At 68.3% G+C, this 23,740-nt stretch carries 22 protein-coding genes; 6 read left to right on the forward strand and 16 right to left on the reverse strand.

Annotation, left to right across the window (positions count from 1 at the left end; all coding sequences use genetic code 11):
• Window positions 1–47 precede the first annotated feature (47 nt).
• Window positions 48–1,232 carry an acyl-CoA dehydrogenase family protein gene (locus HSX14_RS20090; RefSeq protein ID WP_173179975.1) on the forward strand — a complete coding sequence of 395 codons (1,185 nt, stop codon included), beginning with the start codon at window positions 48–50 and terminating at the stop codon, window positions 1,230–1,232.
• Window positions 1,229–2,353 carry a sigma-54 interaction domain-containing protein gene (locus HSX14_RS20095; protein WP_173179973.1) on the forward strand — a complete coding sequence of 375 codons (1,125 nt, stop codon included), beginning with the start codon at window positions 1,229–1,231 and terminating at the stop codon, window positions 2,351–2,353. The genes HSX14_RS20090 and HSX14_RS20095 overlap by 4 nt, the downstream gene beginning before the upstream one ends.
• A 346-nt stretch (window positions 2,354–2,699) precedes the next feature.
• Here HSX14_RS20095 and HSX14_RS20100 read toward each other — a convergent pair whose 3' ends face one another.
• The 3 genes from HSX14_RS20100 to HSX14_RS20110 form a co-directional block, all read right to left on the reverse strand.
• Window positions 2,700–3,413, reverse strand: a complete 714-nt coding sequence (locus tag HSX14_RS20100) for an ABC transporter ATP-binding protein (protein ID WP_173179971.1) — start codon at window positions 3,411–3,413, stop codon at window positions 2,700–2,702.
• A gap of 2 nt (window positions 3,414–3,415) precedes the next feature.
• Window positions 3,416–4,255, reverse strand: coding sequence for an ABC transporter permease (locus tag HSX14_RS20105; RefSeq protein ID WP_173179969.1), 840 nt, complete (start codon window positions 4,253–4,255; stop codon window positions 3,416–3,418).
• Window positions 4,256–4,334: 79 nt separating this feature from the next.
• Complete coding sequence (locus HSX14_RS20110) at window positions 4,335–5,345, reverse strand: aliphatic sulfonate ABC transporter substrate-binding protein (RefSeq protein WP_173179967.1); 1,011 nt, start codon at window positions 5,343–5,345, stop codon at window positions 4,335–4,337.
• Between the two features lie 436 nt (window positions 5,346–5,781).
• On the opposite strand from HSX14_RS20110, the gene HSX14_RS20115 reads away from it, so the two are divergent.
• Window positions 5,782–6,435, forward strand: a complete 654-nt coding sequence (locus HSX14_RS20115; RefSeq protein WP_173179965.1) for a gamma-glutamylcyclotransferase — start codon at window positions 5,782–5,784, stop codon at window positions 6,433–6,435.
• Between the two features lie 24 nt (window positions 6,436–6,459).
• Here the strand turns inward: HSX14_RS20115 and HSX14_RS20120 are convergent, their stop codons facing one another.
• From HSX14_RS20120 to HSX14_RS20130, 3 genes are all read right to left on the reverse strand, one after another.
• Window positions 6,460–7,431 carry an IS110 family RNA-guided transposase gene (locus HSX14_RS20120; protein WP_116858044.1) on the reverse strand — a complete coding sequence of 324 codons (972 nt, stop codon included), beginning with the start codon at window positions 7,429–7,431 and terminating at the stop codon, window positions 6,460–6,462.
• Window positions 7,432–7,823: 392 nt separating this feature from the next.
• On the reverse strand, window positions 7,824–8,168 hold the full coding sequence (locus HSX14_RS20125; protein WP_021222797.1) for a cupin domain-containing protein: 345 nt from the start codon (window positions 8,166–8,168) through the stop codon (window positions 7,824–7,826).
• Window positions 8,169–8,774: 606 nt separating this feature from the next.
• Window positions 8,775–9,533 (reverse strand): SDR family NAD(P)-dependent oxidoreductase, encoded by a 759-nt coding sequence (locus HSX14_RS20130; protein WP_173178950.1) that lies wholly within the window; start codon window positions 9,531–9,533, stop codon window positions 8,775–8,777.
• A 117-nt stretch (window positions 9,534–9,650) separates the two neighbouring features.
• Between HSX14_RS20130 and HSX14_RS20135 the strand changes: the two genes are divergently transcribed.
• Window positions 9,651–10,550 (forward strand): LysR family transcriptional regulator, encoded by a 900-nt coding sequence (locus tag HSX14_RS20135; protein WP_173178949.1) that lies wholly within the window; start codon window positions 9,651–9,653, stop codon window positions 10,548–10,550.
• A 160-nt stretch (window positions 10,551–10,710) separates the two neighbouring features.
• Window positions 10,711–10,866: a PSPA7_2676 family Cys-rich small protein gene (locus tag HSX14_RS31475; RefSeq protein WP_308117431.1), complete on the forward strand. Its 156-nt coding sequence runs from the start codon at window positions 10,711–10,713 to the stop codon at window positions 10,864–10,866.
• Here the strand turns inward: HSX14_RS31475 and HSX14_RS20140 are convergent.
• From HSX14_RS20140 to HSX14_RS20185, 10 genes are all read right to left on the reverse strand, one after another.
• Window positions 10,863–11,513, reverse strand: coding sequence for a methionine ABC transporter permease (locus HSX14_RS20140; RefSeq protein WP_111264390.1), 651 nt, complete (start codon window positions 11,511–11,513; stop codon window positions 10,863–10,865). The two genes, HSX14_RS31475 and HSX14_RS20140, sit on opposite strands and share 4 nt — an antisense overlap.
• The gene (locus tag HSX14_RS20145; protein WP_173178947.1) at window positions 11,497–12,573 is read right to left on the reverse strand and encodes a methionine ABC transporter ATP-binding protein; all 1,077 of its coding nucleotides are present in this window, start codon (window positions 12,571–12,573) and stop codon (window positions 11,497–11,499) included. The genes HSX14_RS20140 and HSX14_RS20145 overlap by 17 nt, the downstream gene beginning before the upstream one ends.
• 287 nt (window positions 12,574–12,860) lie before the next feature.
• Complete coding sequence (locus tag HSX14_RS20150) at window positions 12,861–13,655, reverse strand: MetQ/NlpA family ABC transporter substrate-binding protein (RefSeq protein ID WP_173178945.1); 795 nt, start codon at window positions 13,653–13,655, stop codon at window positions 12,861–12,863.
• Window positions 13,656–13,681: 26 nt separating this feature from the next.
• The gene (locus tag HSX14_RS20155) at window positions 13,682–15,130 is read right to left on the reverse strand and encodes an LLM class flavin-dependent oxidoreductase (protein WP_173178943.1); all 1,449 of its coding nucleotides are present in this window, start codon (window positions 15,128–15,130) and stop codon (window positions 13,682–13,684) included.
• Entirely contained in the window at window positions 15,130–16,338 is a 1,209-nt protein-coding gene (locus HSX14_RS20160; protein ID WP_173178941.1) for an SfnB family sulfur acquisition oxidoreductase, read from the reverse strand. Before HSX14_RS20160 ends, HSX14_RS20155 begins: the two co-directional genes overlap by 1 nt.
• A 10-nt stretch (window positions 16,339–16,348) precedes the next feature.
• Window positions 16,349–17,584, reverse strand: a complete 1,236-nt coding sequence (locus HSX14_RS20165) for an SfnB family sulfur acquisition oxidoreductase (RefSeq protein ID WP_173178940.1) — start codon at window positions 17,582–17,584, stop codon at window positions 16,349–16,351.
• 72 nt (window positions 17,585–17,656) lie between these two features.
• Complete coding sequence (locus HSX14_RS20170; protein ID WP_173178938.1) at window positions 17,657–18,427, reverse strand: MetQ/NlpA family ABC transporter substrate-binding protein; 771 nt, start codon at window positions 18,425–18,427, stop codon at window positions 17,657–17,659.
• A 96-nt stretch (window positions 18,428–18,523) separates the two neighbouring features.
• Window positions 18,524–19,189, reverse strand: a complete 666-nt coding sequence (locus tag HSX14_RS20175; protein ID WP_173178937.1) for a methionine ABC transporter permease — start codon at window positions 19,187–19,189, stop codon at window positions 18,524–18,526.
• Complete coding sequence (locus HSX14_RS20180; RefSeq protein WP_173178936.1) at window positions 19,186–20,559, reverse strand: LLM class flavin-dependent oxidoreductase; 1,374 nt, start codon at window positions 20,557–20,559, stop codon at window positions 19,186–19,188. Before HSX14_RS20180 ends, HSX14_RS20175 begins: the two co-directional genes overlap by 4 nt.
• 8 nt (window positions 20,560–20,567) lie before the next feature.
• A complete protein-coding gene (locus HSX14_RS20185) occupies window positions 20,568–21,791 on the reverse strand; it encodes an SfnB family sulfur acquisition oxidoreductase (RefSeq protein WP_173178935.1) in 1,224 nt (407 codons plus the stop codon).
• 604 nt (window positions 21,792–22,395) lie between these two features.
• Here HSX14_RS20185 and HSX14_RS20190 point away from each other — a divergent pair.
• The gene (locus HSX14_RS20190) at window positions 22,396–23,739 is read left to right on the forward strand and encodes an MFS transporter (protein WP_228723468.1); all 1,344 of its coding nucleotides are present in this window, start codon (window positions 22,396–22,398) and stop codon (window positions 23,737–23,739) included.
• The last annotated feature ends 1 nt before the right edge of the window (window position 23,740 follow it).

Below are 23,740 nucleotides of genomic sequence, written 5' to 3' on the forward strand. Positions count from 1 at the left end.
GTGCGCAGGGGCGCCACGACAAGAACCCACCTGAAGAGGACCCGAGCGTGAATGCCCCTCAGCATCTCGCCACCCCCACGCCGCTGCAGATCGCCCGCGAGCTGGCCACAGGCTTCGCCCTCAGCGCCGCCGAACGCGACGCCCAGGGCGGCACCCCCAAGGCCGAGCGCGACGCCATCCGCCAGAGCGGCCTGCTGTCGCTGGTGATCCCCGGCGAATACGGCGGCCTCGGCGCCGACTGGCAGACCACCCTCGCCGTGGTCCGCGAGTTCGCCCGCGTCGACAGCTCCCTCGCCCACGTCTTCGCCTTCCAGCACCTGATGCTGGCCACCGTGCGCCTGTTCTCCCGCCCCGAGCAGTGGCAACCCTGGTTCGAGCTCACCGCGCGCAACCGCTGGTTCTGGGGCAACGCCCTCAACCCGCTGGACACCCGCACCACGGTGCGGCGCTTCAACGGCTACCGCGAGTTCTCCGGCAAGAAGAGCTTCTGCTCCGGCGCCCTGGACTCGCAGATGCTGATCGCCTCCGGCCTGGACGAGGAAAGCGGCAAGCTGCTGATCGCCGCCATCCCCACCGCGCGCAGCGGCATCAGCCTGGCCGAGGACTGGGACAACATGGGCCAGCGCCAGACCGACAGCGGCAGCGCCACCTTCGAACGGGTGCGGGTGGAGGAGAACGAGTTGCTGCTGGAGCCCGGCCCGCTGAGCACGCCCTTCGCCTGCCTGCGCCCGCTGATCGCCCAGCTGGTCTTCAGCAACATCTTCCTCGGCATCGCCGAAGGCGCCTTCGAGGAAGCCCGCGCCTACACCCTGCGCGAAGCCCGCCCATGGTTCCGTTCCGGCGTCGAGAGCGCAGGCGAAGACCCCTACGTGCTGGCCCGCTACGGCGACTTCTGGGTCGGCCTGGAAAGCGCCCGCGCCCTGATCCAGCGCGCCAACCAGCTGCTGGATGCGGCCTGGAACCAGGGCACCGCCCTGGGCGAGGCCCAGCGCGGCGAACTGGCCCTGGCCATCGCCACGGCCAAGGTCGCCACCACGCGCAACGGCCTGGACCTGTGCAACCGCATGTTCGAGGTCACCGGCGCCCGCTCCACCCACGCCGCCCTGCGCCTGGACCGCTACTGGCGCAACCTGCGTACCCAGACCCTGCACGACCCGGTGGACTACAAGGTCCGCGAGCTGGGCGACTGGGCGCTCAACCAGAACCTGCCACAGCCGACCTTCTACTCATGAAAGCACCCCGTCCCAGCGGCTCCGGCCTGCTCACCCTGCCCCCCTCCCCGGCCCTGGCGACCTCGGTTCGCGCCACCGCCCAGGTGTTCGAGGACCCGAAATCCCAGGCCCTGCTGGAACACCTGCAGCAGGTGGCGCCGAGCGAAGCCAGCGTGCTGGTGATCGGCGAGACCGGCACCGGCAAGGAATTGGTGGCCCGCCACATCCACAACCTCAGCGCGCGCCGTGACGGTCCCTTCGTGGCGGTCAACTGCGGGGCCTTTTCCGAGTCACTGGTGGAGGCCGAGCTGTTCGGCCACGAGAAAGGCGCCTTCACCGGCGCCCTGGCGGCCAAGGCCGGCTGGTTCGAGGCGGCCAACGGCGGGACGCTGTTCCTCGACGAGATCGGCGACCTGCCGATGCCCATCCAGGTGAAGCTGCTGCGGGTGCTGCAGGAGCGCGAAGTGGTGCGCCTGGGCTCGCGCACGCCGATCCCCATCGACGTGCGCGTGCTCGCCGCCACCAACGTGCAGCTGGAGAAGGCGATCAACGCCGGGCACTTCCGCGAGGACCTCTACTACCGCCTCAACGTCGTCAGCCTGGAACTCGTGCCGCTGCGCGAGCGCCCCGGCGACATCCTGCCGCTCACCCGCCACTTCATCGGCGAGTACAGCCGCCGCCTGGGCTACGGCCAGAGCGAACTCAGCCCCGAGGCCGCGCACAAGCTGCGCACCTACTCCTGGCCCGGCAACATCCGCGAGCTGGAGAACGTCATCCACCACACCCTGCTGATCTGCCGCGACGGCGTGATCCAGGCCGACGACCTGCACCTCTCCAACCTGCGCATCGACCGCCCGGAAGAACCCCGTGGCCACGACGGCTCCGCCGAAGCGCAGATGCTCCACGCCTTCCAGCGCCTGTTCGAGGAACAGGGCGGCGACCTGCACCAGAAGGTCGAGGACGCCCTGCTGCGCGCCGCCTACCGTCATTGCCACTGCAACCAGGTGCACACCGCCAACCTCCTCGGCCTCAGCCGCAACGTCACCCGCAGCCGCCTGATCGCCATCGGCGAACTGGTGGTCAACCGCCGCGGTGCCGACGCCCGCATCGATGGGGAGCGGGTGGTGCAGTTGACGGTTTGACGGCAAGGCAACGCGCCGGATCGTGCATCCGGTGCGTTCTCCCGTTTCGGGAGGGTCCGATCGCGAATGAATTCGCTCCCACAGGAGAAACCCCATGCCCGCCAGCGAGCCCGTTCGGCGGATGGAAAGAGCGCCATCCACCCTGCATCCGCCCCTCAGATCCTCCGTGCGGGTGGCGGCGCTGGGCGAATGAATTCGCCCCTACACAAACACCCGAGCGTGCTGTCGTGGGAGCGGATTCATCCGCGATCGTGGGTGGGCTGAAGCGGGTGGACACGAGGAATGACCTGTAGGGGCGACTTCAGTCGCCCAGCAGCCCGAAGGGCTGCCAAGCCCGGCCCCTTCCTCAGATCACATGCGCCAGGTGCAACTCGGTCAGCGCCTCGGCCTTGAGTCGCGCGAGCTCGGGGTCGCGCCGGTCGCGCGGGCGTGGCAGGGGCACGGCGAGTTCCTGGCGCACAGTGCCCGGGCGGGCGCCCATCACCAGCACGCGGTCGCCCAGGTACAGGGCTTCGTCGATGTCATGGGTGACCAGCAGCAGCGCGATGGCATGGCGCTCGGCCAGTTGCAGCAGCAGGTCCTGCAGCTTCATGCGGGTGAAGGCGTCCACGGCGCTGAAGGGCTCGTCCAGCAGCAGCACGCGGGGTTGCGAGTAGAGCCCGCGGGCGATGGCCACGCGCTGCGCCATGCCGCCGGAAAGCTGCTTGGGCAGCGCCTCGGCGAAGCCCTCCAGGCCCACCTCGCGGATCAGCCGCGCCACGCGCTCGTGGTCATAGCCGTTGTCGTCGGCGAAGCCGATGTTCTGCGCCACGGTGAGCCAGGGCATCAGCCTCGGCTCCTGGAACACGAAGGCCACCTCGCCCTCGCCGCGCAGGGTGCGGCCGGCATAGTCGCGCTCCAGCCCGGCGACGATGCGCAACAGGGTGCTCTTGCCGCAGCCACTGGGGCCGAGCAGGCTCACCACCTCGCGCTCGCGCAGCGTCAGGTGCACGTTCTGCAGCACGGTATGGCCGGCGAACTGCTTGCGCTCGACCTGGATGTCCAGCAATGCCTCACTCATGTTCACCCCTCCCCGCCCTGGCCGGCGAAGGCGTCGCGCCAGGCCAGCAGCCGTGTTTCCAGCGCCGCCAGCAGGCCGTCGCTGAGCTTGCCCAGCAGCGCCAGGACGATGATCGAGGCCAGCACCAGGTCGGGCCGCGAGGTTTCGCGGCCGTCGGTGAGCAGGTAGCCCAGGCCCTTGGTGGCGGCGATCAGTTCGGCGGCGACGAGGAACATCCACGCCAGGCTGAGACCGCTGCGCAGGCCGGTGAACAGCCCCGGCAGCGCCGCCGGCAGGAGGATGCGTCGCGCCAGGCGCGCCGGGCCGAAGCCGTACATCTGCCCCACCTCCACCAGCTTGCGGTCGATGTTGCGGATGGCCGCCACGCCGTTGAGGTAGACCGGGAAGAAGGCGCCGATGGCGATCAGCACCACCTTGGAGCTCTCGTCGATGCCCAGCCAGAGCAGCAGCAAGGGCACCCAGGCCAGGCTGGGAATGGCGCGCAGGGCGGCGAAGGTGGGTTCGAGGTAGGCCTCGGCCTCGCGGCTCAGGCCGACCCAGGCGGCGACGCCCAGGGCCAGCGCGGCGCCGATGGCGAAGCCCGCCGCCACCCGCGCCAGGCTGACGCCGATATGGGTCCAGAGGGCGCCGCCGGCGAGGTCGCGCAGGGTGAGGAAGATCTCGCTGGGCGCGGGCATCTGGTAGGACGGCACCCAGCCGATGCGCACCAGCACTTCCAGCAGGGCGAGGGCCAGCAGCGGGATCGCCAGGCCCTTGAGGCGGCGCCGCAGCGCAACGCCGGAGAAGGTCGGTTTCCAGGTGCCGACGGGGTTCGCCGGCAGGGTCTTGCTCTTGCTGTTCATGTTTCTGCTCCCGGCGCCGGGGTGGTCCCGCAGGCGCCCATGCCGGGGCCGCGCGAACGCGCCCCGGCGGACGTGCGGATCACTGCCTGGCGATGGCCTGTGCGCTGAAGGCCGGGTCGATCAGCTGGTCCACCACCTGCTCGACCTGCACGCCACGGCGCACCAGCTCCTCGGTCACCAGGATCGGCGCGGCGGCCTTGAGCGCGGCGATGTGCTCCGGACCCGGCTGGGCATTGGAGAAATCGGTGCGCGACAGCTGCAGGCGCGCCACCTCCAGCGGGAGGCCGGATTCCTTGGCGAGCAGCTGGGCCAGTTCCTCGGGGTTCTCGCGGGCCCATTTGCGCGCCTTCTCGTAGGCACCGAGCACGGTGGCGATGGCCTGCGGGTGCTCCTTGGCGAAGCGCTCGGTGACGTTGAGCACGCCGTAGCTGTTGAACGCGACGTTGCGGTAGAGGATGCGCGAGCCGGCCTGGACCTGGCTGGCGGCCAGGTGCGGGTCGAGGCCTGCCCAGGCGTCGACGTCGCCCTTCTCCAGGGCCACGCGGCCGTCCGGGTGCTGCAGGTGCACCAGCTCGACGTCGTCCTTGCTCAGCCCGGCCTGTTCCAGGCTGCGCAGGGTGAAGAGGTAGGGGTCGGTGCCTTTGGTGGCGGCGATCTTCTTGCCCTTGAGGTCGGCGACGCTCTGGATGGGCGAGTCCTTGCGCACGGCCAGCGCGGTCCATTCCGGGCGGCTGGCGATGTACACGGTCTTGATCGGGCTGCCGTTGGCGCGGCTGAGCACGGCGGCGAGGCCGGCGGTGGAGGCGAAGTCGATGCTGCCGCCGTTGAGGTATTCCAGCGAGCGGTTGCTGCCCTGGCTCAGCACCCAGCTGACCTTCGTGCCGGCCCCCACTTCCTGTTCCAGCCAGCCGAAGTGCTTGAGCACCAGGCTGGTGGGCGAGTAGTAGGCGTAGTCGAGGCGCAGCTCCTTGGGCAGCGCTTCGGCCTGGGCGGCGGATGTGCCGAACGCGAGGGCCGCCGAGGCGCCGAGCAGGCCGAACAAGCGGGCCAGTTTGCCGGGCTTGCGGGCCCGCGAGGTGAAGGTGTGCATGGTGTCGCTCCTTGCCGCTGGATGGGTGGGCCTGGCGCGCCTTGCTTATTCTTTCGAGTAAGGTCCGGCTGCGCTTTCGCTTTCTGCAAGGAATATTGCAGCACTCGTGCCAGCAGGCCGGGTGCCCGCCCCACAGGGCTTTGCGCCCTCCTCCCCCACATTCCACTGTCGCTGCAGCGACAGCCTGCTGATCACCTGTTCACCCAGCAACAGTTGCCTGTTTCGCTTATGCGCCCTGGTTATCAGGGCATTGCCATTCATTCCTTTATCGAGGGGTCTGGGCCGTGTTTAGCTGACCCGGCAGCAACAGCGACGGCCGCAGAGCGAAAAATCACGTCCAGGCGACGATTGCCCGTTCCTCCACAGGCCCCGCAACTGGTACAACAAGGGCGCGGCCTCGCCAGTGCCGCGCACCATCGAGAGATTCGCGTCATCCATGTCAGGCCAGCACGATATCCACCCGCCCTACCCGCCCCAGCTGGATCAGCCGGTGCGGCTGACCCCCGGCGAATTGCTGGCCTCCCTCGAAGCGACGATGAAGGACCACCGTGGCGGGCCGGTCTGGCTGTTCGCCTACGGTTCGCTGATCTGGCGGCCGGAATGCCCGACAGTGGAAACCCGGCGTGCGCGCATCCACGGCTATCACCGCGGGCTCTACCTCTGGTCGCAGATCCACCGTGGCACCCCGGAATCCCCGGGCCTGGTGCTGGGCCTGGATCGCGGCGGCTCCTGCGCGGGCTTCGCCTACCGCCTGCCCGATGAGCAATTGCACAAACACCTCTTCGCCCTCTGGCAACGCGAGATGCCCGACGCCGGCTACGAGCCGCGCTGGCTCAGCTGTCACCTGGCGGACGGTCAGCGGGTGCAGGCGCTGGGCTTCGTGCTGCGGCGCAACCTCCCCTGCTACGCCGGCGCCCTGCCGGACCACGTGCTCACCCAGGTATTCGCCGATGCCTGCGGGCACTACGGCACCACCCGTGACTACGTGGAAAAGACCGTCAACAGCCTGCGGGCCCATGCGATGCCGGACCGCAAGCTGGAGGCGGCGTTGATGCGGTGCTGCAAGCAGGGCAGCCTGAGCCTGGGGTGATCACCGTAGATACCGTCTTGATTTCTAGTGAGCAAGGGCCAGTTTTGCGTCAAATGGCCGGCCTGATTTCAAGACGCCGTAGGCGATGCTCAGCAGCTTGCGCATGGCGGCGCAGACGATCTGCTTGCCGGTCTTGCCCTTCGCCCTCAATCGTTCGCTCAGGGCCCTGACAGCCTCGTTGTACGTCAGGGCACTGATCGCGGGCATGAACAAGCCGGCCCGCAGGCGCGATGAGCCCGTCTTGGAGATACGTGTCTGTCCCCGGTGGTTCCCGGACTCCTGCAGCCGCGGATTGAGCCCGGCAAAGGCAGTGACGGCGCGGCTGTTGGCAAAGCGCAGTGGGTCGCCCAGCTCCGCCAGGAGCAGGGCGGCGGTCTTGTCGGCGATCCCGTCAATGCTGGTCAGCAGGTCGCGCTTGCCGCGCAGATCCGGGTCGTTGTCGATGTGGTCGTCGATCGCCTTGAGGGTCTCTTCGATCTCCTGACCGATATGTTCCAGCACCGACTGGATCGAGGCCTGGACGCTGGCATCGGCCACTTCCAGGCGGTTGCGCTCCATCTGCTCGATTTCGCGCAGGTCCTCCAGGCGCCGTACCAGGGCTTTCAAACGCCGCACGGCACGGGGCTCGGGTTGCCAGGGACGCAGACTGTCCTGATGGCGCTCGCCGTATTCGGCGATCAGCTTGGCGTCGACCTTGTCGGTCTTCACCCGCTGCAACTGACTACGGGCGTAGTGGGCGATTTGTGCCGGGTTGAGGACACAGACCCGATAGCCTTGCTCCAACAGCCATTCGGCCAGGGCTTCATGGTGGATGCCGGTGGCCTCCATCACGACCCAGGCTCCGGGTTCGCTGTGTTTGTTCAGCCAGTCGCGCAAGACGGCGAAGCCCGCTTTGTCGTTGGCCAGCTTGGCCTTGGTGCGGTACTTGCCGTTGGGTTGCAGGGTGGCGAGGTCAAAGGTGTGTTTGGCGATGTCGATGCCGATGACGCTGGGCATGGATTCTCCTCTCGATCCGTTCAGACGCGATCATCACTGCACCCGGCCCAACCTTGTGAATGCGAGCTCGAGGCTCTGGATACCGTTCGGGCTGTTCGAGTGAGTGTGGAGGGGCGGAGCACTATCTACGTTGCAGGCTCGTGGCCTAAGGATGGATACGACTTCCAGCCCCTCCCCCGATGATCAGTCGGGGACTATTACCCCTGTGGAGGTATTAGTCGAGATACAAGGATGGGTCGAGCAGCGTTCCGCGAGCTCCGCGAAACCCATCCATGTAAGGCCCCGGCATACGCGTGTGCCGATCCCGACTCCGCCTGGTGGATGAAAAAAGCGCCACCCACCCGACACACCGGGACGGTGGGTGCCATGCAGGGCACCCACCGTGTTCGCAATCAGGCGAAGACGAAGTACTTGCGCACCGTCTCCACCACTTCCCAGGTGCCCTTCATGCCCGGCTCGATGACGAACACATCGCCGCCGCGCAGGTGCACCGGCGCCTCGCCTTCGGGGGTGATGATGCAGTAGCCCTCGAGGAAGTGGCAGAACTCCCACTTCTCGTAGTTCACCTCGAATTTGCCGGGGGTGCAGATCCAGGTGCCCATGATCTTGCTGCCATCGGCCGAGAGGTAGGCGTTGAGGTTGACCGTGTGCGGGTCGCCGCCGATGCGTTTCCACTTGGTGGCGTCGACCACGGGGACGGGGCAGGTTTCGCGCAGGACGGTGATGAAATCGGACATGTGAGCTCCAGGCTTGGCGGAATCGAGCGGCCACCATAGGCAAGCCGGCGGGCCGGGGCTTGCCTGGAACCGCCACCCGGGTGTCCAGAAGCGCAGCCGCTGTTTTCTCCTGTCTCCCCGATGCGAGTGAATTGGCTCTGTCTGCGTTGAGTGTGGCTAGAGGATTTGGAGCCCGGTTGATTGCCGAGTCTTGCTGATGGTTTCTGTTTCGCCTTGCCGGGCGAGTCTCTTTTTTCAGTCGCCAAAAAAGAAACCAAAAAGGCTTGCCCCTGCATACGGGTCTGGCTCCGCCAGACTTCCCTCCTGAAGGGGCGTCTGGCGGCTGCTTCAACATTGATGCTCAGCTTTCTGCATTGATGTGCGCATTACCACTTGGCGCGCGTCATGGGTGGCGGCTTTCGTAGGATGGTGTAGAGCGAAGCGAAACCCATGCGGTGGGTGTGCCAGGAATCCAGAATCCCCCTGAAAGAGCAGCTCTTGAGCCTTTCTTGAATCCACAACAGCAGCCAATGAACTCGCGCCCACCAGGCGTCACGCATGCAGGCCGGGTGCGACCCGACGCCGCCGCGCATCGGGTCATGCGGGTTCCACCCGCCCTGGGGGCGATCAGAGGAACATGCCGCCCGAGGCTTCGATGCGCTGGCCGGTGATCCAGCGGCCACCGTCGGAAAGGAGCATGGCGATGGCGCCACCGATGTCGTCCGGCAGGCCGACGCGGCCCAGGGCGGTGTTGCTGGCGATGAAACCGTTGACCTGGCTGTTGTCGCGCACCACGCCGCCGCCGAAGTCGGTTTCGATGGCGCCGGGTGCCAGCACGTTGACGGTGATGCCGCGCGGGCCCAGCTCCTTGGCCAGGTAGCGGGTCCACACCTCGATGCCGCCCTTCATCGCCGCGTAGGCGCCGTAGCCCGGCAGGGAGAAGCGCGCCAGCCCGGTGGAGACGTTGAGGATGCGCCCGCCGTCGGCCAGCACCGGCAGCAGCTTCTGGGTGAGGAAGAACGGCCCCTTGAGCTGGATGTTCACCAGGGTGTCGAACTGCTCCTCGGTGGTCTCGGCGCAGCTGGCGTGGATGCCGATGCCGGCGTTGTTCACCAGGAAATCGAAGGTCTCGCGGCCGAAGTCCCGCTGCAGGGTCTCGCCCACCTGGGCGGCGAAGGCGCCGAAGCCCGAGCTGTCGCTCACGTCCAGGCGCAGCATGCGGGCGCGCCCGCCGAGGCGTTCCACTTCGCGGGCCACCGCCTGGGCCTCGTCCGCCTGGCTGTGGTAGGTGCCGATGATGTCGACGCCCTGGGTCGCCAGGTGCAGCGCCGCGTTCTTGCCAAGGCCACGGCTGGCGCCGGTGATGAGTGCGATCTTGCGAGTCATGGGGGGGTGCTCCTGGATGGGTTGGAAGTGGAGCCAGCTTATTGTCCGACCGAATACTGATAAACGCCGTGAAATCGGAAATACTGATCGCCCCAACCGAACAAATGGACGCGCGCCATGAACAAGCTCGAGCTGTTGCGCACCTTCGCCCGGGTCACCGAGCTGTCCAGCTTCACCCAGGCCGGGGAAAGCCTCGGCCTGCCCCGCTCCAGCGTCTCCGAACAGGTGCAGGCGCTGGAGCAGTTGCTGGGCGCGCGCCTGCTGCAACGCACCACGCGCAAGGTGCAGGCGACCCAGGACGGCCTGGCGCTGTATGAACGCAGCAAGGCGCTGCTGGCGCAGATGGACGAGCTGGAAGGCATGTTCCGCCAGGACGGCGAAGTGCTCGCCGGGCGCCTGCGGGTGGACATGCCCAGCCGCATCGCGCGGCAGGTGGTGATGCCGCACCTGGGCGAATTCCTCGATGCCCACCCGGGCCTGGAGCTGGAGCTGAGCGGCACCGACCGCCGCGTCGACCTGGTGCGCGAAGGCTTCGACTGCGTGCTGCGCGCCGGCAACCTGCTGGACGAGACCCTGGTGGCGCGCGCCCTCGGCGCCATGCCCATGGTCAACTGCGCGAGCCCCGAGTACCTGGCCCGCCACGGCACGCCACGCACTCTCGACGACCTCGCCCGGCATCGCCTGGTGCACTACCTGCCGGTGCTCGGCGCACGCCCCGACGGCTTCGAGTACCTGATGGGCGGCAAGGTCCACCGCGTGGCCATGGCCGGCAACCTGACGGTGAACAACGCCGACGCCTACGAGGGGGCCTGCCTCGGCGGCCTGGGGCTGATCCAGGCGCCCCGCATGGGCCTGCGCGAGCACCTGGCCAGCGGCGCCCTGGTGGAGCTGCTGCCGGGCTACCCGGCCCCGCCGCTCGCGCTCAACCTGCTCTATGCCCACCGCCACCTGCCCCGCCGCGTACGGGTGTTCATCGATTGGCTGGAAGGCCTGCTGGAACGGGAGCGCAACCGCTGATGCGCGTCCTCAAATGGCGGATCGCCCGCCGCCGGCAATTTAGGTTGTCCGTTCTAGACCGCAGCGCGGATGCTTCCCCGGCCGATACGCACAACAACAAGGCGCATGCACTGCACCCCAACCCCTGCCTGGTTGAACGGGGCGAGCCCCGGGAGGTTACATGCGACTCCATTGTTTTCTGTTCGGATGCAGCTGGACCGAAGGACACGAAACCGACGTGGGCGCCGAGCCCATGCTCTGCCAGCGCTGCACACGCTGCGGAGCCCATCGCTACGTGAAACGCGATGCCCCCACGGAGGAGGCATCCACGGGCTAGCGCTTGTTCAGCAGCCGCGCCAGCCGGTCACCACCGAACTGGATCAGGGTCACCAGCACCACCAGCAAAATGATCACCGTGAGCATGATCTGCGTGTCGAAGCGCTGGTAGCCGTAGCGATACGCCAGGTCGCCCAGGCCGCCCGCGCCGATGGCACCGGCCATGGCGGAGGAGTTGATCATGGTCACCAGGGTGATGGTGAAGCCGCCGACGATGCCCGGCCGCGCCTCCGGCAGCAGCACGTTCCAGATGATGTGGCGACGCTGGCAGCCCATGGCCTGGGCCGCCTCCACCAGGCCGAAGTCCACCTCGCGCAGGCTCACCTCGGCGATGCGCGCGAAGAACGGCGTGGCGGCGATGGTCAGCGGCACCACGGCGGCCCAGACGCCGTAGCTGGTGCCGACGATCAGCCGGGTGAAGGGGATCAGCGCCACCATCAGGATCAGGAACGGGATCGAGCGCAGCACGTTGACCACGCTGCCCAGCGAGCGATTGACCAGGCGCGCCTCGAAGATCCCGCCCGGCCCCGTGGTGACCAGCACCAGCGCCAGGGGAATGCCCACCAGGAACACGATCAGCGACGAGGCGCCGATCATCAGCAAGGTGTCGAGGATGCCCTGCAGCAGGCGGTCAAGCATGGGCGACATAGCCGAGCACCTCCGCCTTGTCCGCCAGGTAATGGGCCTGTTCCAGCACCCAGGCACTGCCCTGCCCCACATCGCTGATGCGCACCAGCAGATGCCCCTGGGCGCGGCCCTGGATGCGGTCGATGCCGCCATGCAGCAGGCTCACCCGCGTGCCCAGGGCCTGGGTGATGGCCAGCAGGTCCGGCTCGCGGCCGCTGGCCCCGGTGAAGTGCAGGTCCAGCAGCAGGTCGCCGCCGGCCACCGGTTCGTTGGCCAGGCGGCCTTGCAGGTCGTCCGGCAACTCGTGGCGCAGGGTGCCCAGCAGGGTGCGGGTGACCTCATGTTGCGGGTCGCCGAACACCTGCCAGACCTCGCCCTGCTCCACCACCCGGCCGCGCTCCAGCACCACCACGCGGTCGCAGATCTCGCGGATCACGCCCATCTCGTGGGTGATCAGCACGATGGTCAGGCCCAGGCGCTTGTTGATGTCGCGCAGCAGCGCCAGGATCGACTGGGTGCTTTCCGGGTCCAGCGCCGAGGTGGCCTCGTCGCAGAGCAGGATTTCCGGCTGGTGCACCAGCGCGCGGGCGATGCCGACGCGCTGCTTCTGCCCACCGGACAGCTGCGCCGGGTAGGCGTCGCGCTTCTCCGACAGGCCCACCAGGGCCAGCAACTCGGCGACCTTGCGCTCGATATCGGCCTTCGCCACGCCCGCCACCTTCAGCGGCAGGGCGACGTTCTGCCAGACGGTCTTGGCCGACATCAGGTTGAAGTGCTGGAAGATCATGCCGACGCGGCGGCGCAGCAGCACCAGCTGCTTCTCGTCGAAGGTGCCGATGTCTTCCTCGTCTATCACCACCTGGCCCACCGAGGGCTTCTCCAGGCGGTTGAGGGTGCGGATCAGCGATGACTTGCCGGCGCCGCTGCGACCGATGATGCCGAACACCTCGCCCCGGCGGATTTCCAGGTCGATACCCTGCAACGCCTGCACCGGCCCCTGGTTGCCCTGGTAGGCCTTGCCCAGCCCCTGCAGGCGGATGTGCGGCAGGTCCAGGCTGATGTTGCGGTTGAAACTGACCATAAGGGCCTCTCTGATTCAAATTGCCGAGTGACGCAAACCTGTAGGGGCGAATTCATTCGCCAGGCAGGCCGAAGGGCTGCTCCTCGGCCCCGCTGGGGCAGCGTTGCTGCCCTTGGGCGAATGAATTCGCCCCTACAACGATCAACAGCGCCAGGGCGAACGTCTTCATCCTGTGGGAGCGGATTCATCCGCGATGCAGGCCGCAGGGCTGCCCTGCCGGGGCCACCCTGGGCGCGCTGCGCGCTCCTTTCGCGAATGAATTCGCTCCCACGCCTATCCCTGGGGCGTCACTGCCAGCCGGGCTGGTAGAGCGAGCCATGGGCCTTGTCCAGGGCCGCGCGCACCTGCGGCGAGTGCTGGTACACCTCGACGAACTTCGCCAGGCGGCCGTCGTCCTGGTAATCGCCACGGGTGACGAACTGGATGACGTATTCCTTGTTCTCGATGCCGTCGAAGAGCAGCGCGCTGTTGGGGTCGATCGTGCCGGCCAGGCGGATGTAGTGCGGGTAGCCCTGGGCCAGGTCGACGTCGTCCAGGGCGCGCACCAGCTGCACGGCCTCCAGCTCGATGATGTCGATGTGCCTGGGGTTGTCGACGATGTCGTCCAGGGTCGCCTTGTAGCCCACGCCCTCCTTGAGCTTGAGCAGGCCGGCCTTCTGCAGCAGCTGCAGGCCGCGACCGCCGTTGATGGGGTCGTTGGCGATGGCCACCTTGGCGCCCTCGGGCAGGTCGGCGATGGCCTTGTACTTCTTCGAGTAGAGGCCGACGTTGTTGATGATCCCGGGGGCGAAGGCTTTCAGCTTGAAACCGCCCTCCTTGTTGGCGTTCTCCAGGAAGGGCGTGTGCTGGAAGTAGTTGGCGTCGATGTCGCCATTGGCCAGGGTGATGTTCGGCGTGTTCCAGTCGGTGAACTCCACCAGCTCGACCTTCAGGCCCTGCTTGGCGGCTTCCTCCACCGCCACTTCCAGGGGCGGGGCGAAGGCGGCGGTGGTGCCGAGCTTGAGGGGCTGGTCGGCGGCCTGGGCGATGCCACCGGCCAGCAGCAGGCCGAGGGCCAGGGTCTTGAGGGTAAATCGGGTCATGGGTTCATTCCTCGGGTAATGGAGAATCACTGTGTAGGGGCGACTTCAGTCGCCAAGGAGCGCGCAGCGCTCCCGGGGGCACCGAGGGGCACGCCTGCGGCCTGCTGGGCGAATGAGTTCGCCCCTACAGAAAAAGCGGCGCCCTTATGGCTGGCCGGCAGGTGATCCCCCGCGCCGAACAGCTTGTGGCGCAGGGTGCCTTCGGCGTAGGCGGTCTTGTAGGCGCCACGGGCCTGGAGTTCGGGGATCACCAGGTCGATGAAGTCGGCGTAGCTTTCCGGGGTGACGATGCGGGTGAGGTTGAAGCCGTCCAGCCCGGTCTCGTCGACCCAGGCCAGCAGCTCGTCGGCCACCTGGGTCGGCGAGCCCACCAGCAGGATGTAGCGGCCGCCGAGGGCGTGCTGCTCCAGGAGTTGGCGACGGGTCAGGCTGTTTTCGCGCAGCTTGTTGGTGGCCGACTCGATGGCGTTGGTCTTCACCGGGCGGATGGGCTCGTCCAGGCCGTATTCGGCGAAGTCGATGCCGGTGGAGCTGGCGAAGTGGGCGACGCCCGCCTCGGCGCTGGCGTGGGCCAGGTACTCGGCGTGTTTGGCGCGGGCCTCGGCCTCGGTGGGCGCGACGATCACGCTGATGCCCATGAACACCTTCACCGCCTGCGGATCACGGCCGGCGGCCACGGCTGCGGCGCGCACCTTGTCCACCTGGGCGCGGGTCGCGGTCTTGTTGTTGCCGCTGATGAACACGCACTCGGCGTGCTCGCCGGCAAAACGCAGGCCGCGCGCCGAGGAGCCGGCCTGGAACAGCACCGGCGTGCGCTGCGGCGAGGGCTCGCAGAGGTGGTAGCCCTCGACGTCGTAGAACTCGCCGTGGTGCTGGACCTTGTGCACCTTGTCCGGCTGCGCATAGATGCGCCGCTGGCGGTCGCCGAGCACCGCGCCCTCCTCCCAGCTGCCCTGCCAGAGCTTGTAGAGCACCTCCAGGTACTCGTCGGCCTGGTCGTAGCGGCGGTCGTGCTCCACCTGCTGGGTCAGGCCCATGGCCCGCGCCGCGCTTTCCAGGTAGCCGGTGACGATGTTCCAGCCCACGCGGCCGTCGCTCAGGTGGTCCAGCGTGCTCATGCGCCGTGCGAACAGGTAGGGCGCGTCGTAGCTGAGGTTGGCGGTGAGGCCGAAGCCCAGGTGGCGGGTCGCCCCGGCCATGGCGGAGACCAGCAGCAGCGGGTCGTTGACCGGCAGCTGGATGCTCTCCTTGAGGGTCAGGTCGACGTTGCCCTGGTAGACGTCGTAGACGCCGACGATGTCCGCCAGGAACAGCCCGTCGAACAGCCCGCGCTCCAGCAGCTGCGCCAGCTCCGTCCAGTAGGAGAGCCTGCGGTAGTCCGTGGAGCGGTCGCGCGGGTGGGTCCACAGGCCGTGGTTGATGTGCCCCACGCAGTTCATGTTGAAGGCGTTGAGGAGGATCTGCTTGCGCGCCATCAGATCGTCCCCCGGCGCGGCGGCAGCACGTCGTTGAGGTAGTAGTTGCCCACCGCGTGGTACTTCCAGCGCACCGGGTCGTGCAGGGTGTGCACCCGGGCGTTGCGCCAGTGGCGGTCGAGGTTGTGCTCGGCGAGGCTGGCGCGGGTGCCGGCCAGTTCGAACAGCTTGCTGCCGGCACTGAGCGAGACCTCGGTGGTCAGCGCGCGGGCCTCGGCGACGGCGATGGAGGCGGCGGCCACGCTCTCGGCCGTCGGCTCCGCCGTGGCGGCGTCGAGGATGCGCCCGGCACGGTCGAGGATGGCCTCGGCGGCGTGCAGGCGGATGGCCAGGCGGCCGAACTCGTGGATCGTCAGCGGGTCCTCGCTGGCCTTGTCCACCCCCGAGTCGATCCACGGCCGCGAGCGGGTGCGCACGAACGCCAGGGCGTCCTCGTAGGCTTCGCGGGCGATGCCGGCATCGATGGCGGCGTGGAGGATCTGGGCGAAGGGGCCGACCGTGGTCGGGCGCTCGAAGGCGGCCTGGAACGAGACCACGTCCTCGGCGGCCACCGGCACGTTGTCGAAGATCGCGGTGCCGCTGCCGGTGGTGCGCTGGCCGAAGCCGGACCAGTCGTCGACGATCGAAAGCCCCGGTGCGTTGCGTTCGACGAAGGCGAAATGCTGGTGGCCGTCCTCGCCCACCGCCAGGGTCGGTACGCGCTGGGCGTAGAGCGCGCCGGTGCAGTAGAACTTGCGGCCCTGGATGCGGAAGTTCTCGCCATCGGCGACCAGTTTGGTGATGCGGTCGTTGGAGGTGCGCGTGCCGATCTCCGCCAGGGCGTTGCCGAAGCGCTCGCCGGCCAGGGCGGCACCGAACAGGCGGCGCTGCTGGGCCTCGCTGCCGTTCACCCGCAGCACTTCGAGGGCGTAGAAGTGGTTCTGCGGGATCTGCCCGATGGAGCTGTCGGCGGCGCAGATGATCGCCAGCACGCGGGCCAGGGTGACGCGGGACACGCCGGCGCCGCCGAACGCGCGCGGCACGGTGATGCCCCACAGGCCGGAGCGGCTGAAGGTGTCGAGTTCGGCATGGGGCAGGCGCCGTTCGCGGTCGCGCTCGGCGGCGCCGCTGCGGAATTGCCCGGCCAGTTGGCGGGCCACGGCCAGCGCCTCGGCGTCGTCGCGGATGATGGCCACCGCCGGGCCCTGTTGCGGTTGCAGGAGGGTCATGGTCGCTGCCTCATATCCAGGAATGACGCGCCGGGAAGGCGCCATTGAGGTGGTAGTTGCCGACGGCGTGGACCTTCCAGCGCACCGGGTCGTGCAGGGTGTGCACCCGGGCGTTGCGCCAGTGGCGGTCGAGGTTGAACTCGGCGAGGGTCGCGCGGCTGCCGGCCAGCTCGAACAGCTTCTCGCTGGCCAGCAGGCTGATTTCGGTGGTGAGCACCTTGGCCTCGGCCACGGCGATGGAGGCGCGCGCGGCGGCCTCGGCGTCGATGGGCGCGGCGGCGACTTCGTCGAGCACCTGGCCGGCGCGTTCCAGCAGTGCGTTGGCGGCGTTCAGCTCGACCTTCAGGCGGCCGATCTCGGCGAGGGTGTAGAGCTCCTCGCTGGCCCGCTCGACGCCGGCGTCGACCCAGGGCCGCGAGCGCTCGCGGATGAAGGCGATGGCGTCGTCGATGGCGGCCTCGGCGATGCCGGCGTCGATGGCCGCCTGGATCAGCTGCGACAGCGCGCCCTGGATGCTCGGCACCTCGACCAGGCGGCCGTTGTGGAACACCAGGTCGTCGGCCACGGGGGCGCGATCCAGCAGCACGGTGCCGCTGGCGGTGGTGCGCTGGCCGAAGCCGGACCAGTCGTCGACGATGGCAAGCCCCGGCACGCCGCGCTCCACCAGGGAGAGCACGCCGACGCCGCTGTCGTCGATGGCCTTGACCGCCACCCAGTGGGCGAACAGCGCGCCGGTGGAATAGAACTTCTCGCCGCTGACCTCGAGCCCGGCGTCGCCCCGGGTGATGCGCGCCTTGATCTCCAGGGTGTGCCGGGTGTTGCGCTCGGGGCCGGCATTGGCCAGGCGGCGCCCTTCGAGGATGCCGGCGAAGACCTTGCGCTTCTGCGCCTCGCTGCCGACGTACTCGATGACGCTGAGCAGGCCGAACTGGTTCTGCGGGATCTGCCCCAGCGCCGGGTCGGCGGCGCAGAGGATGCGGAACACCTCGGCGAGGGTGACGAAGGACACCTCGGCGCCACCGTAGGCGCGCGGGATGCGGATGCCACCCAGGCCGAGCCGGGTGAACAGTTCCAGCTCGCGCCAGGGCAGCAGGCGTTCGCGGTCACGGTGTGCAGCCCCTTCCTTGGCCAGCTTCGCCACTTCGTGGGCGGCGAGCAGGGCCTGGGCATCGTTCTCGATCAGCGCCGCCGGGTGTAGCGGCGGTGCTTCATCACGAAGAACCTTGGGTTCGGTTTCGTTGGTCATGGTGTGGCCTTGGGTTGCGGATTACGCCCCGCGCCGTTCACCCCGGAGGGCGGCCGGCACGGGGCCGGTGAGTCAGAACGCCGGGGCGATCTGGCCCTTGTAGCGGGAGAGGATGAACTGGCGGACCTCCGGCGAATTCAGCGCCTTGGCCAGCTTCTGCACGCCCGGGTCCTCGCGGTTGTCGGGGCGGGCGACGAGGAACTCGGCGTAGAGGTCCTTGCCCTTCTCGACGATCAGCGCGCTGTTGGTGTCGATGCCGGCTTCCAGGGCGTAGTTGGCGAAGACGAAGGCGAGGTCCACCTGGCTCACCGAGCGGGCCAGCAGCGCGCCTTCGAGTTCGCGGATCTTCAGCTTCTTCGGGTTCTCGGCGATGTCGCGCTGGGTGGCCAGGGTGTTGCTCGGGTCCTTGAGCTTGATCAGCCCGGCCTCGTGCAGCAGCACCAGGGCGCGGCCGGTGTTGACCGGGTCGTTGGGGATGGCCACCGAGGCGCCGTCCTTCAGCTCGTCCAGCGACTTGATCCGGGTGGAGTAGGCGCCGAAGGGCTCGATGTGGATGCCCACCACCGGAACCAGGTCGGTGTGGCGGCTCTTGTTGAACTCATCGAGGAACGGGCGGTACTGGTAGTAGTTGGCGTCGAGGTTCTTCTCCGCCAGCTGCACGTTGGGCTGGATGAAGTCGGTGAACACCTTGATGTCCAGGTCGACCCCTTCCTTGGCCAGGGCAGGTTTGACGAATTCGAGGATTTCCGCGTGGGGCACGGGGGTGGCGCCCACCACCAGTTTCTCGCCCGCCTGGGCGGTGAAAGCGACGACGGCGGCCAGTACGGCGATAGCCTTTTTCATGGGTGTTGCTCCTGGGGCAGTGTTGGGTTGGCCGTCGTGGGGCGGACGTGGGGCCGTGTTCGGCAGCGGGACCCGGCTGCCGCGCGGGATAGGGATTCAGCGGCGGCTGTAGCGCACCACCAGGCGGTCGCCGCTCATCTGCAGGGCCTGTACCAGCACCACCAGCAGGGCCACGGTGACCACCATCACGTCGGTCTGGAAACGCTGGTAGCCGAAGCGGATGGCCAGGTCGCCGAGCCCGCCGCCCCCGATCACGCCGGCCATCGCGGTGTAGTCCACCAGCACGATGGCGGTGACGGTGACGGCGGCGATCAGCCCGGTGCGCGCCTCGGGCAGCAGGGTGTGCCAGATGATCTGCCAGGTGCTGGCGCCCATGGACTGGGTGGCCTCCACCAGGCCGCGGTCGACCTCGCGCAGGGCGGTTTCCACCAGGCGGCCGAAGAACGGCGTGCAGCCGGCCACCAGCGGCGGGATGGCCCCGGCAACGCCGAGGGAGGTGCCGGTGAGCAGCGTGGTCAGCGGGATCATCACGATCAGCAGGATGATGAAGGGCAGCGAACGCAGCATGTTCACCAGGGCCGAGGCCAGCCGGTAGAAGCCGGGTTTCTCGTGCAGCTGCTTCTTGCCGGTGAGGTACAGCAGCACGCCCAGCGGCAGGCCCAGCAGCACGGTGAAGCCGAGGGCCAGGGCGAGCATGGTCAGGGTGTCGATGCAGGCCTGGCCGATCTCCACCCAGTCGAGGTTGGCGAGCAGCGCGTTCATGCCTCGCCCCTCCTGCGCAGGCGCGCCGCCGGGTGCGGCTCGGCGAGGCGGTCGCCCTGGCCGAACAGCTTGTGGCGCAGGCTGCCGGCTTCGTAGTCGCGCTTGAACAGCCCGCGCGCCTGCAGCTCCGGCACCAGCAGGTCGACGATGTCGACGAAGGTTTCCGGCGCCACGATGCTGGACAGGTTGAAGCCGTCGACGTCGGTCTCCTCCACCCAGGCCTGCAGCTCGTCGGCGACGCTTTGCGGCGAGCCCACCAGCAGCGGGCCGTCGCCACCCAGGGCGCAGTAGTCGGCGATCTCGGCGGTGGTCCAGGTGCGGCTCGGGTCGGCGGCGGTGAAGGCGTCCACCGCCGACTGGATGGCGTTGCTCTCGACCTGGCGCAGCACCTGGTCCGGTGCGTACTGGCCGAAGTCGATGCCGGTCCAGCCGGACATCAGGGTCAGCGCGCCGTCCTGGCTGGCGTACTCGCGGTATTCGCGCAGCCGGGCCTGGGCCTCGGCGTCGGTGGGCGCGACGATCACCGTGAGCTGGTTGAACACCAGCAGGTCGCTGCCCTTGCGGCCATGGGCCTCGGCCTGGCGGCGCAGGTCGGCGACCTGGTTGCGCAGGATGTGGCGGGTGGGCGCGGCGACGAACACGCACTCGGCGTTGCCGGCGGCGAAGGCCTTGCCCCGGCTGGAGGCGCCGGCCTGGTAGAGCACCGGGGTGCGCTGCGGCGAGGGCTCGCTGAGGTGGAAGCCGGGCACCTCGAAGTGCGCGCCCTTGTGGGCGATGGGGTGCACCTTGGCCGGGTCGGCGTAGACGCCGCGCTCGGCATCGGCGACCACGGCGTCATCCTCCCAGCTGGCTTCCCAGAGCTTGTAGCAGACCTCCAGGTACTCGGCGGCCAGGGCGTAGCGCTGCTCGTGGTTGAGCTGCTGCTTGAGGCCGATGTTGCGCGCGCCGCTTTCCAGGTAGGAGGTGACGATGTTCCAGCCGGCGCGGCCACGGGTCAGGTGGTCCAGGGTGCTCATGCGCCGGGCGAAGGGGTACGGGTGCTCGAAGGACACCGAGGCGGTGACGCCGAAGCCCAGGTGTTCGGTGGCCGCGGCCATGGCCGGTACCAGCTGCAGCGGGTCGTTGGCCGGCACCTGGGCGGCGTGCTGCAGGGCGTGCTCGGGGCCGCCGTGGTAGACGTCGTAGACGCCCAGCACGTCGGCGATGAACAGGCCGTCGATCTTGCCGCGCTCCAGGGTGCGCGCCAGCTCGATCCAGTAGTGGAGGTCGGTGTAGCGCCGCGCCTGGTCGCGCGGGTGGCGCCAGAGGCCCGGGGACAGGTGGCCGACGGTGTTCATGGCGAAGGCGTTGAGGCGGATCTGCTTGCTCATGGGGCGCCTCAGGACCAGTCGTGGCGCGGCGGCTTGACGCCGTTGAGCATCCAGTTGCCGACGATGTGGTACTTCCAGCGCACCGGGTCGTGCAGGGTGTGCACGCGGGCGTTGCGCCAGTGGCGGTCATGGTTGTGCTGCTGCAGCGTCGAGCGGGTACCGCCCAGTTCGAACAGGCGGTTGGCGGCCTCGATGGCGATCTCGGTGGTCAGCACCTTGGCCTTGGCCACGGCGATGGAGGCCAGGGCGACGTTGTCGGCATCCGGCGCCGGGCGCGCCGCGTCCATCACCTTGCCGGCGCGCTCCAGCAGGGCTTCGGCGGCCTCCAGGCGGATGCCCAGGTTGCCGATCTGGATCAGGGTCAGCGGGTCTTCGCTGGCCTTCTCCACCCCGGCGTCGATCCAGGGGCGGGCGTGCTCGCGGACGAAGGCCAGGGTGTCGCGCAGCGCGGCGCGGGCGATGCCGGCGTCGATGGCGGCGGTGGTGATCTGGGCGAAGGGCCCGGCCAGGGTCGGGCTCTCGTAGGAGCGGTAGGTGGGGAACAGGTGTTCGGCCGGCACCCGCAGGTCCCTGGCCAGCACCGTGCCGCTGGAGGTGTTGCGCTGGCCGATGCTGGACCAGTCGTCGACCACCACCAGCCCCTCGCTGCCCCGCTGGACGAAGGCCAGCTGGCCCTTGTCGTCCTCGTCCACGGCCAGCACCGCCAGCCAGTGGGCGTAGAGCGAACCGGTGCAGTAGCCCTTGCGGCCGTTGATCACATGGGCGTCGCCGTCGCGGCGGATGCGCGTCTGGATGTCCTGCACGTTCTTGCCGCCGGTTTCCGACAGGGCGTTGGCGAAGCGGTTGCCCTTGAGCGCCAGGCCGAAGAACACGCGCTTCTGCTCGTAGGTGCCCTGCAGGCGGATGTCTTCCAGCAGGCAGTAGTGGTTCTGCGGGATCTGCCCGAGGGAGGCGTCGGCGGCGGAGATGATGGCGATCACCTCGGCCAGGGTGGCGTAGCTCACCTCCGCGCCACCGAACACCTTGGGCACGGTGATGCCCCAGAGGCCGCTGTTGGAGAAGACGTCCACCACCTCCGGCGGCACCTCGCGGGTACGGTCGCGCTCGGCGTCGCCCTCCAGCAGGAAGGCCGCCACGCGGTGGGCGACCTCGATGGCCTCGGCGTCGCTGCGGATGATGTGGGCGTCCGGAATGCCCAGGGCATAGGGGGCGGAAATGACGTCTTGGGACATGGCTCTCTGCTCGTGCTGTTGGATCGCGAACACCCGCGACCTTGCTTGCAAAGAGACAAAGCACAAGCCGTGCCTGATTTTTATTTCCTTATAAATCAATTATTTGAATATTTTGTCCAACAGTTGGCGGCTGCCGGAGCAGGCAATCTGTTGGTCAGGTGTTGCTGGAGCAACAGTTGATGAGCGAGAACCCCACCCGTAGGAGCGAGCTCTGCTCGCGAAAGGGATGCAGCCGGCACAGAGCTGTAGGGGCGAATTCATTCGCCCAAGGGCAACGGAGTTGCCCCCAACAATGCCGGGCAACCCTACGGGCTGCTTGGCGACTGAAGTCGCCCCTACAGGGATCACGGAGCTCCGCCCTGCTCTTGTGGGAGCGGTTTCAACCGCGAAAGAGCATCGCGAATGAATTCGCTCCCACAGGAAGAGTCCGCAGAAACCGCACCTGCGCGCCGGCAAGAACACCCTGTCGCCCCACTGCTGCCCCAGCAACACCCTTCAAGCAGCGGGCTGCTGGCCTTGCAGCACGACAGCCGCAGTCGCGCCGAAACTCCCAATAAAATCCTTTTAATTCAATGAGTTGGTCGAATACCAAAAAGCGGCACGCATGCTGCTATGTCTCCTGGCCCATGCGGTCGATGCGCCCTGCGCTACCGATTGCCAGCTGTTCGACCAGGATCCAGCCGATGCTCCCGACTTCCGCTCCACCTTCGCCCGTCACGGCACCGCTCTCGCAATACGGGGCGCGACCATGAGCCAGCGGCCCTCCGCCTTCCTTTTCAACTTCCTGCTGCTGGCCGCCTTCAGCGGCGCCACCATCGGCATGGCGAAGATCGTCACCACCCTCTATGCGCTGGAGCTGGGCGCCAACTCGATGCAGATCGGCGTGATCGCCGCCATGGAGTCCCTGGGGATGATCTTCGTCACCCTGCCCGCCGGCTTCGTCATCGCCCGCTTCGGCGCACGGCGGGTGTACTTCCTCGCCAGCCTCGGGCCGATGCAGCTGAACCTGCTGATCCCCGTGTTCGCCAGCTGGCTGTGGCTGGCGGTGGCGCGGCTGCTGATCGGCCTGTGCATCCCCTTCCGCATCGTCTCGATGAACAGCGCCTTCCTCCGCCAGCTGCGCCACATCGGCCACGCCAAGGCCGGCTGGTACCGCGGCGCGCTGACCCTGGGCATGGGCCTGATCGGCCCGCTGCTGGGCAACGCCCTGAGCGGTACCGGCAGCTTCACCCTGGGCTTCGTGGTGATCGGCCTGTGCTTCGGCGCGATGGCCGCCTACAGCCTGGGCTTCTGGGAAGAGGACGCCGGCGACGAGGCCGTGGCCGGCGTGCTGGGCAGCGGCCTGCTCGACGAGGTGCGCACCATGCTGGGCAACCCGGCGATCAGCGAGAGCTGCCTGATCGAGGCGGTCAGCGCGTCCACCGGCTCGCTCTACGGCACCTTCATCCTGCTGCTGGCCATGCAGGTGGCCGGGCTGACCCAGGGCCAGGCGGTGAGCCTGGTGATGATCCAGGGGCTGGCCTCGGTGCTCGCCCTGTTCGGCCTCGGCCGCCTGGTGCAGCTCGGCGGTCGCGCCTTCGCCTACGGCTCCAGCCTGCTGGCGGCGGTGGCGGCCCTGGCCCTGCTGGGCCTGGCCCATGACTACTGGCTGCTGGCTTTGGGCGCGGTGCTGCTGAGCATCGCCGCGGCGCAGGTGCACCTGGTGAACATGGCGCAACTGGCCAGCCACGCCATGGACAAGAGCAAGATCTCCGGCCTGTTCAACCTCGCCACCATGCTCGGCGGCTTCGGCGGCGCCATGCTCGGCGGGCTGATCAGCCACCTGGCCGGGCTCGGCAACCTGTTCCTCTGCTGGATTCCCCTGGTGCTGGCCACCGCCCTCGCCTGCTGGCTGCGCGCCCGGCGACGAAACTCGGCACCCGCCCCTTCGCTGTTGAACGAGGCCTGAC

Origin of the sequence: Pseudomonas tohonis, from assembly GCF_012767755.2 — a bacterium.
In the GTDB taxonomy this organism is placed as follows: Bacteria; Pseudomonadota; Gammaproteobacteria; order Pseudomonadales; family Pseudomonadaceae; genus Metapseudomonas; species Metapseudomonas tohonis.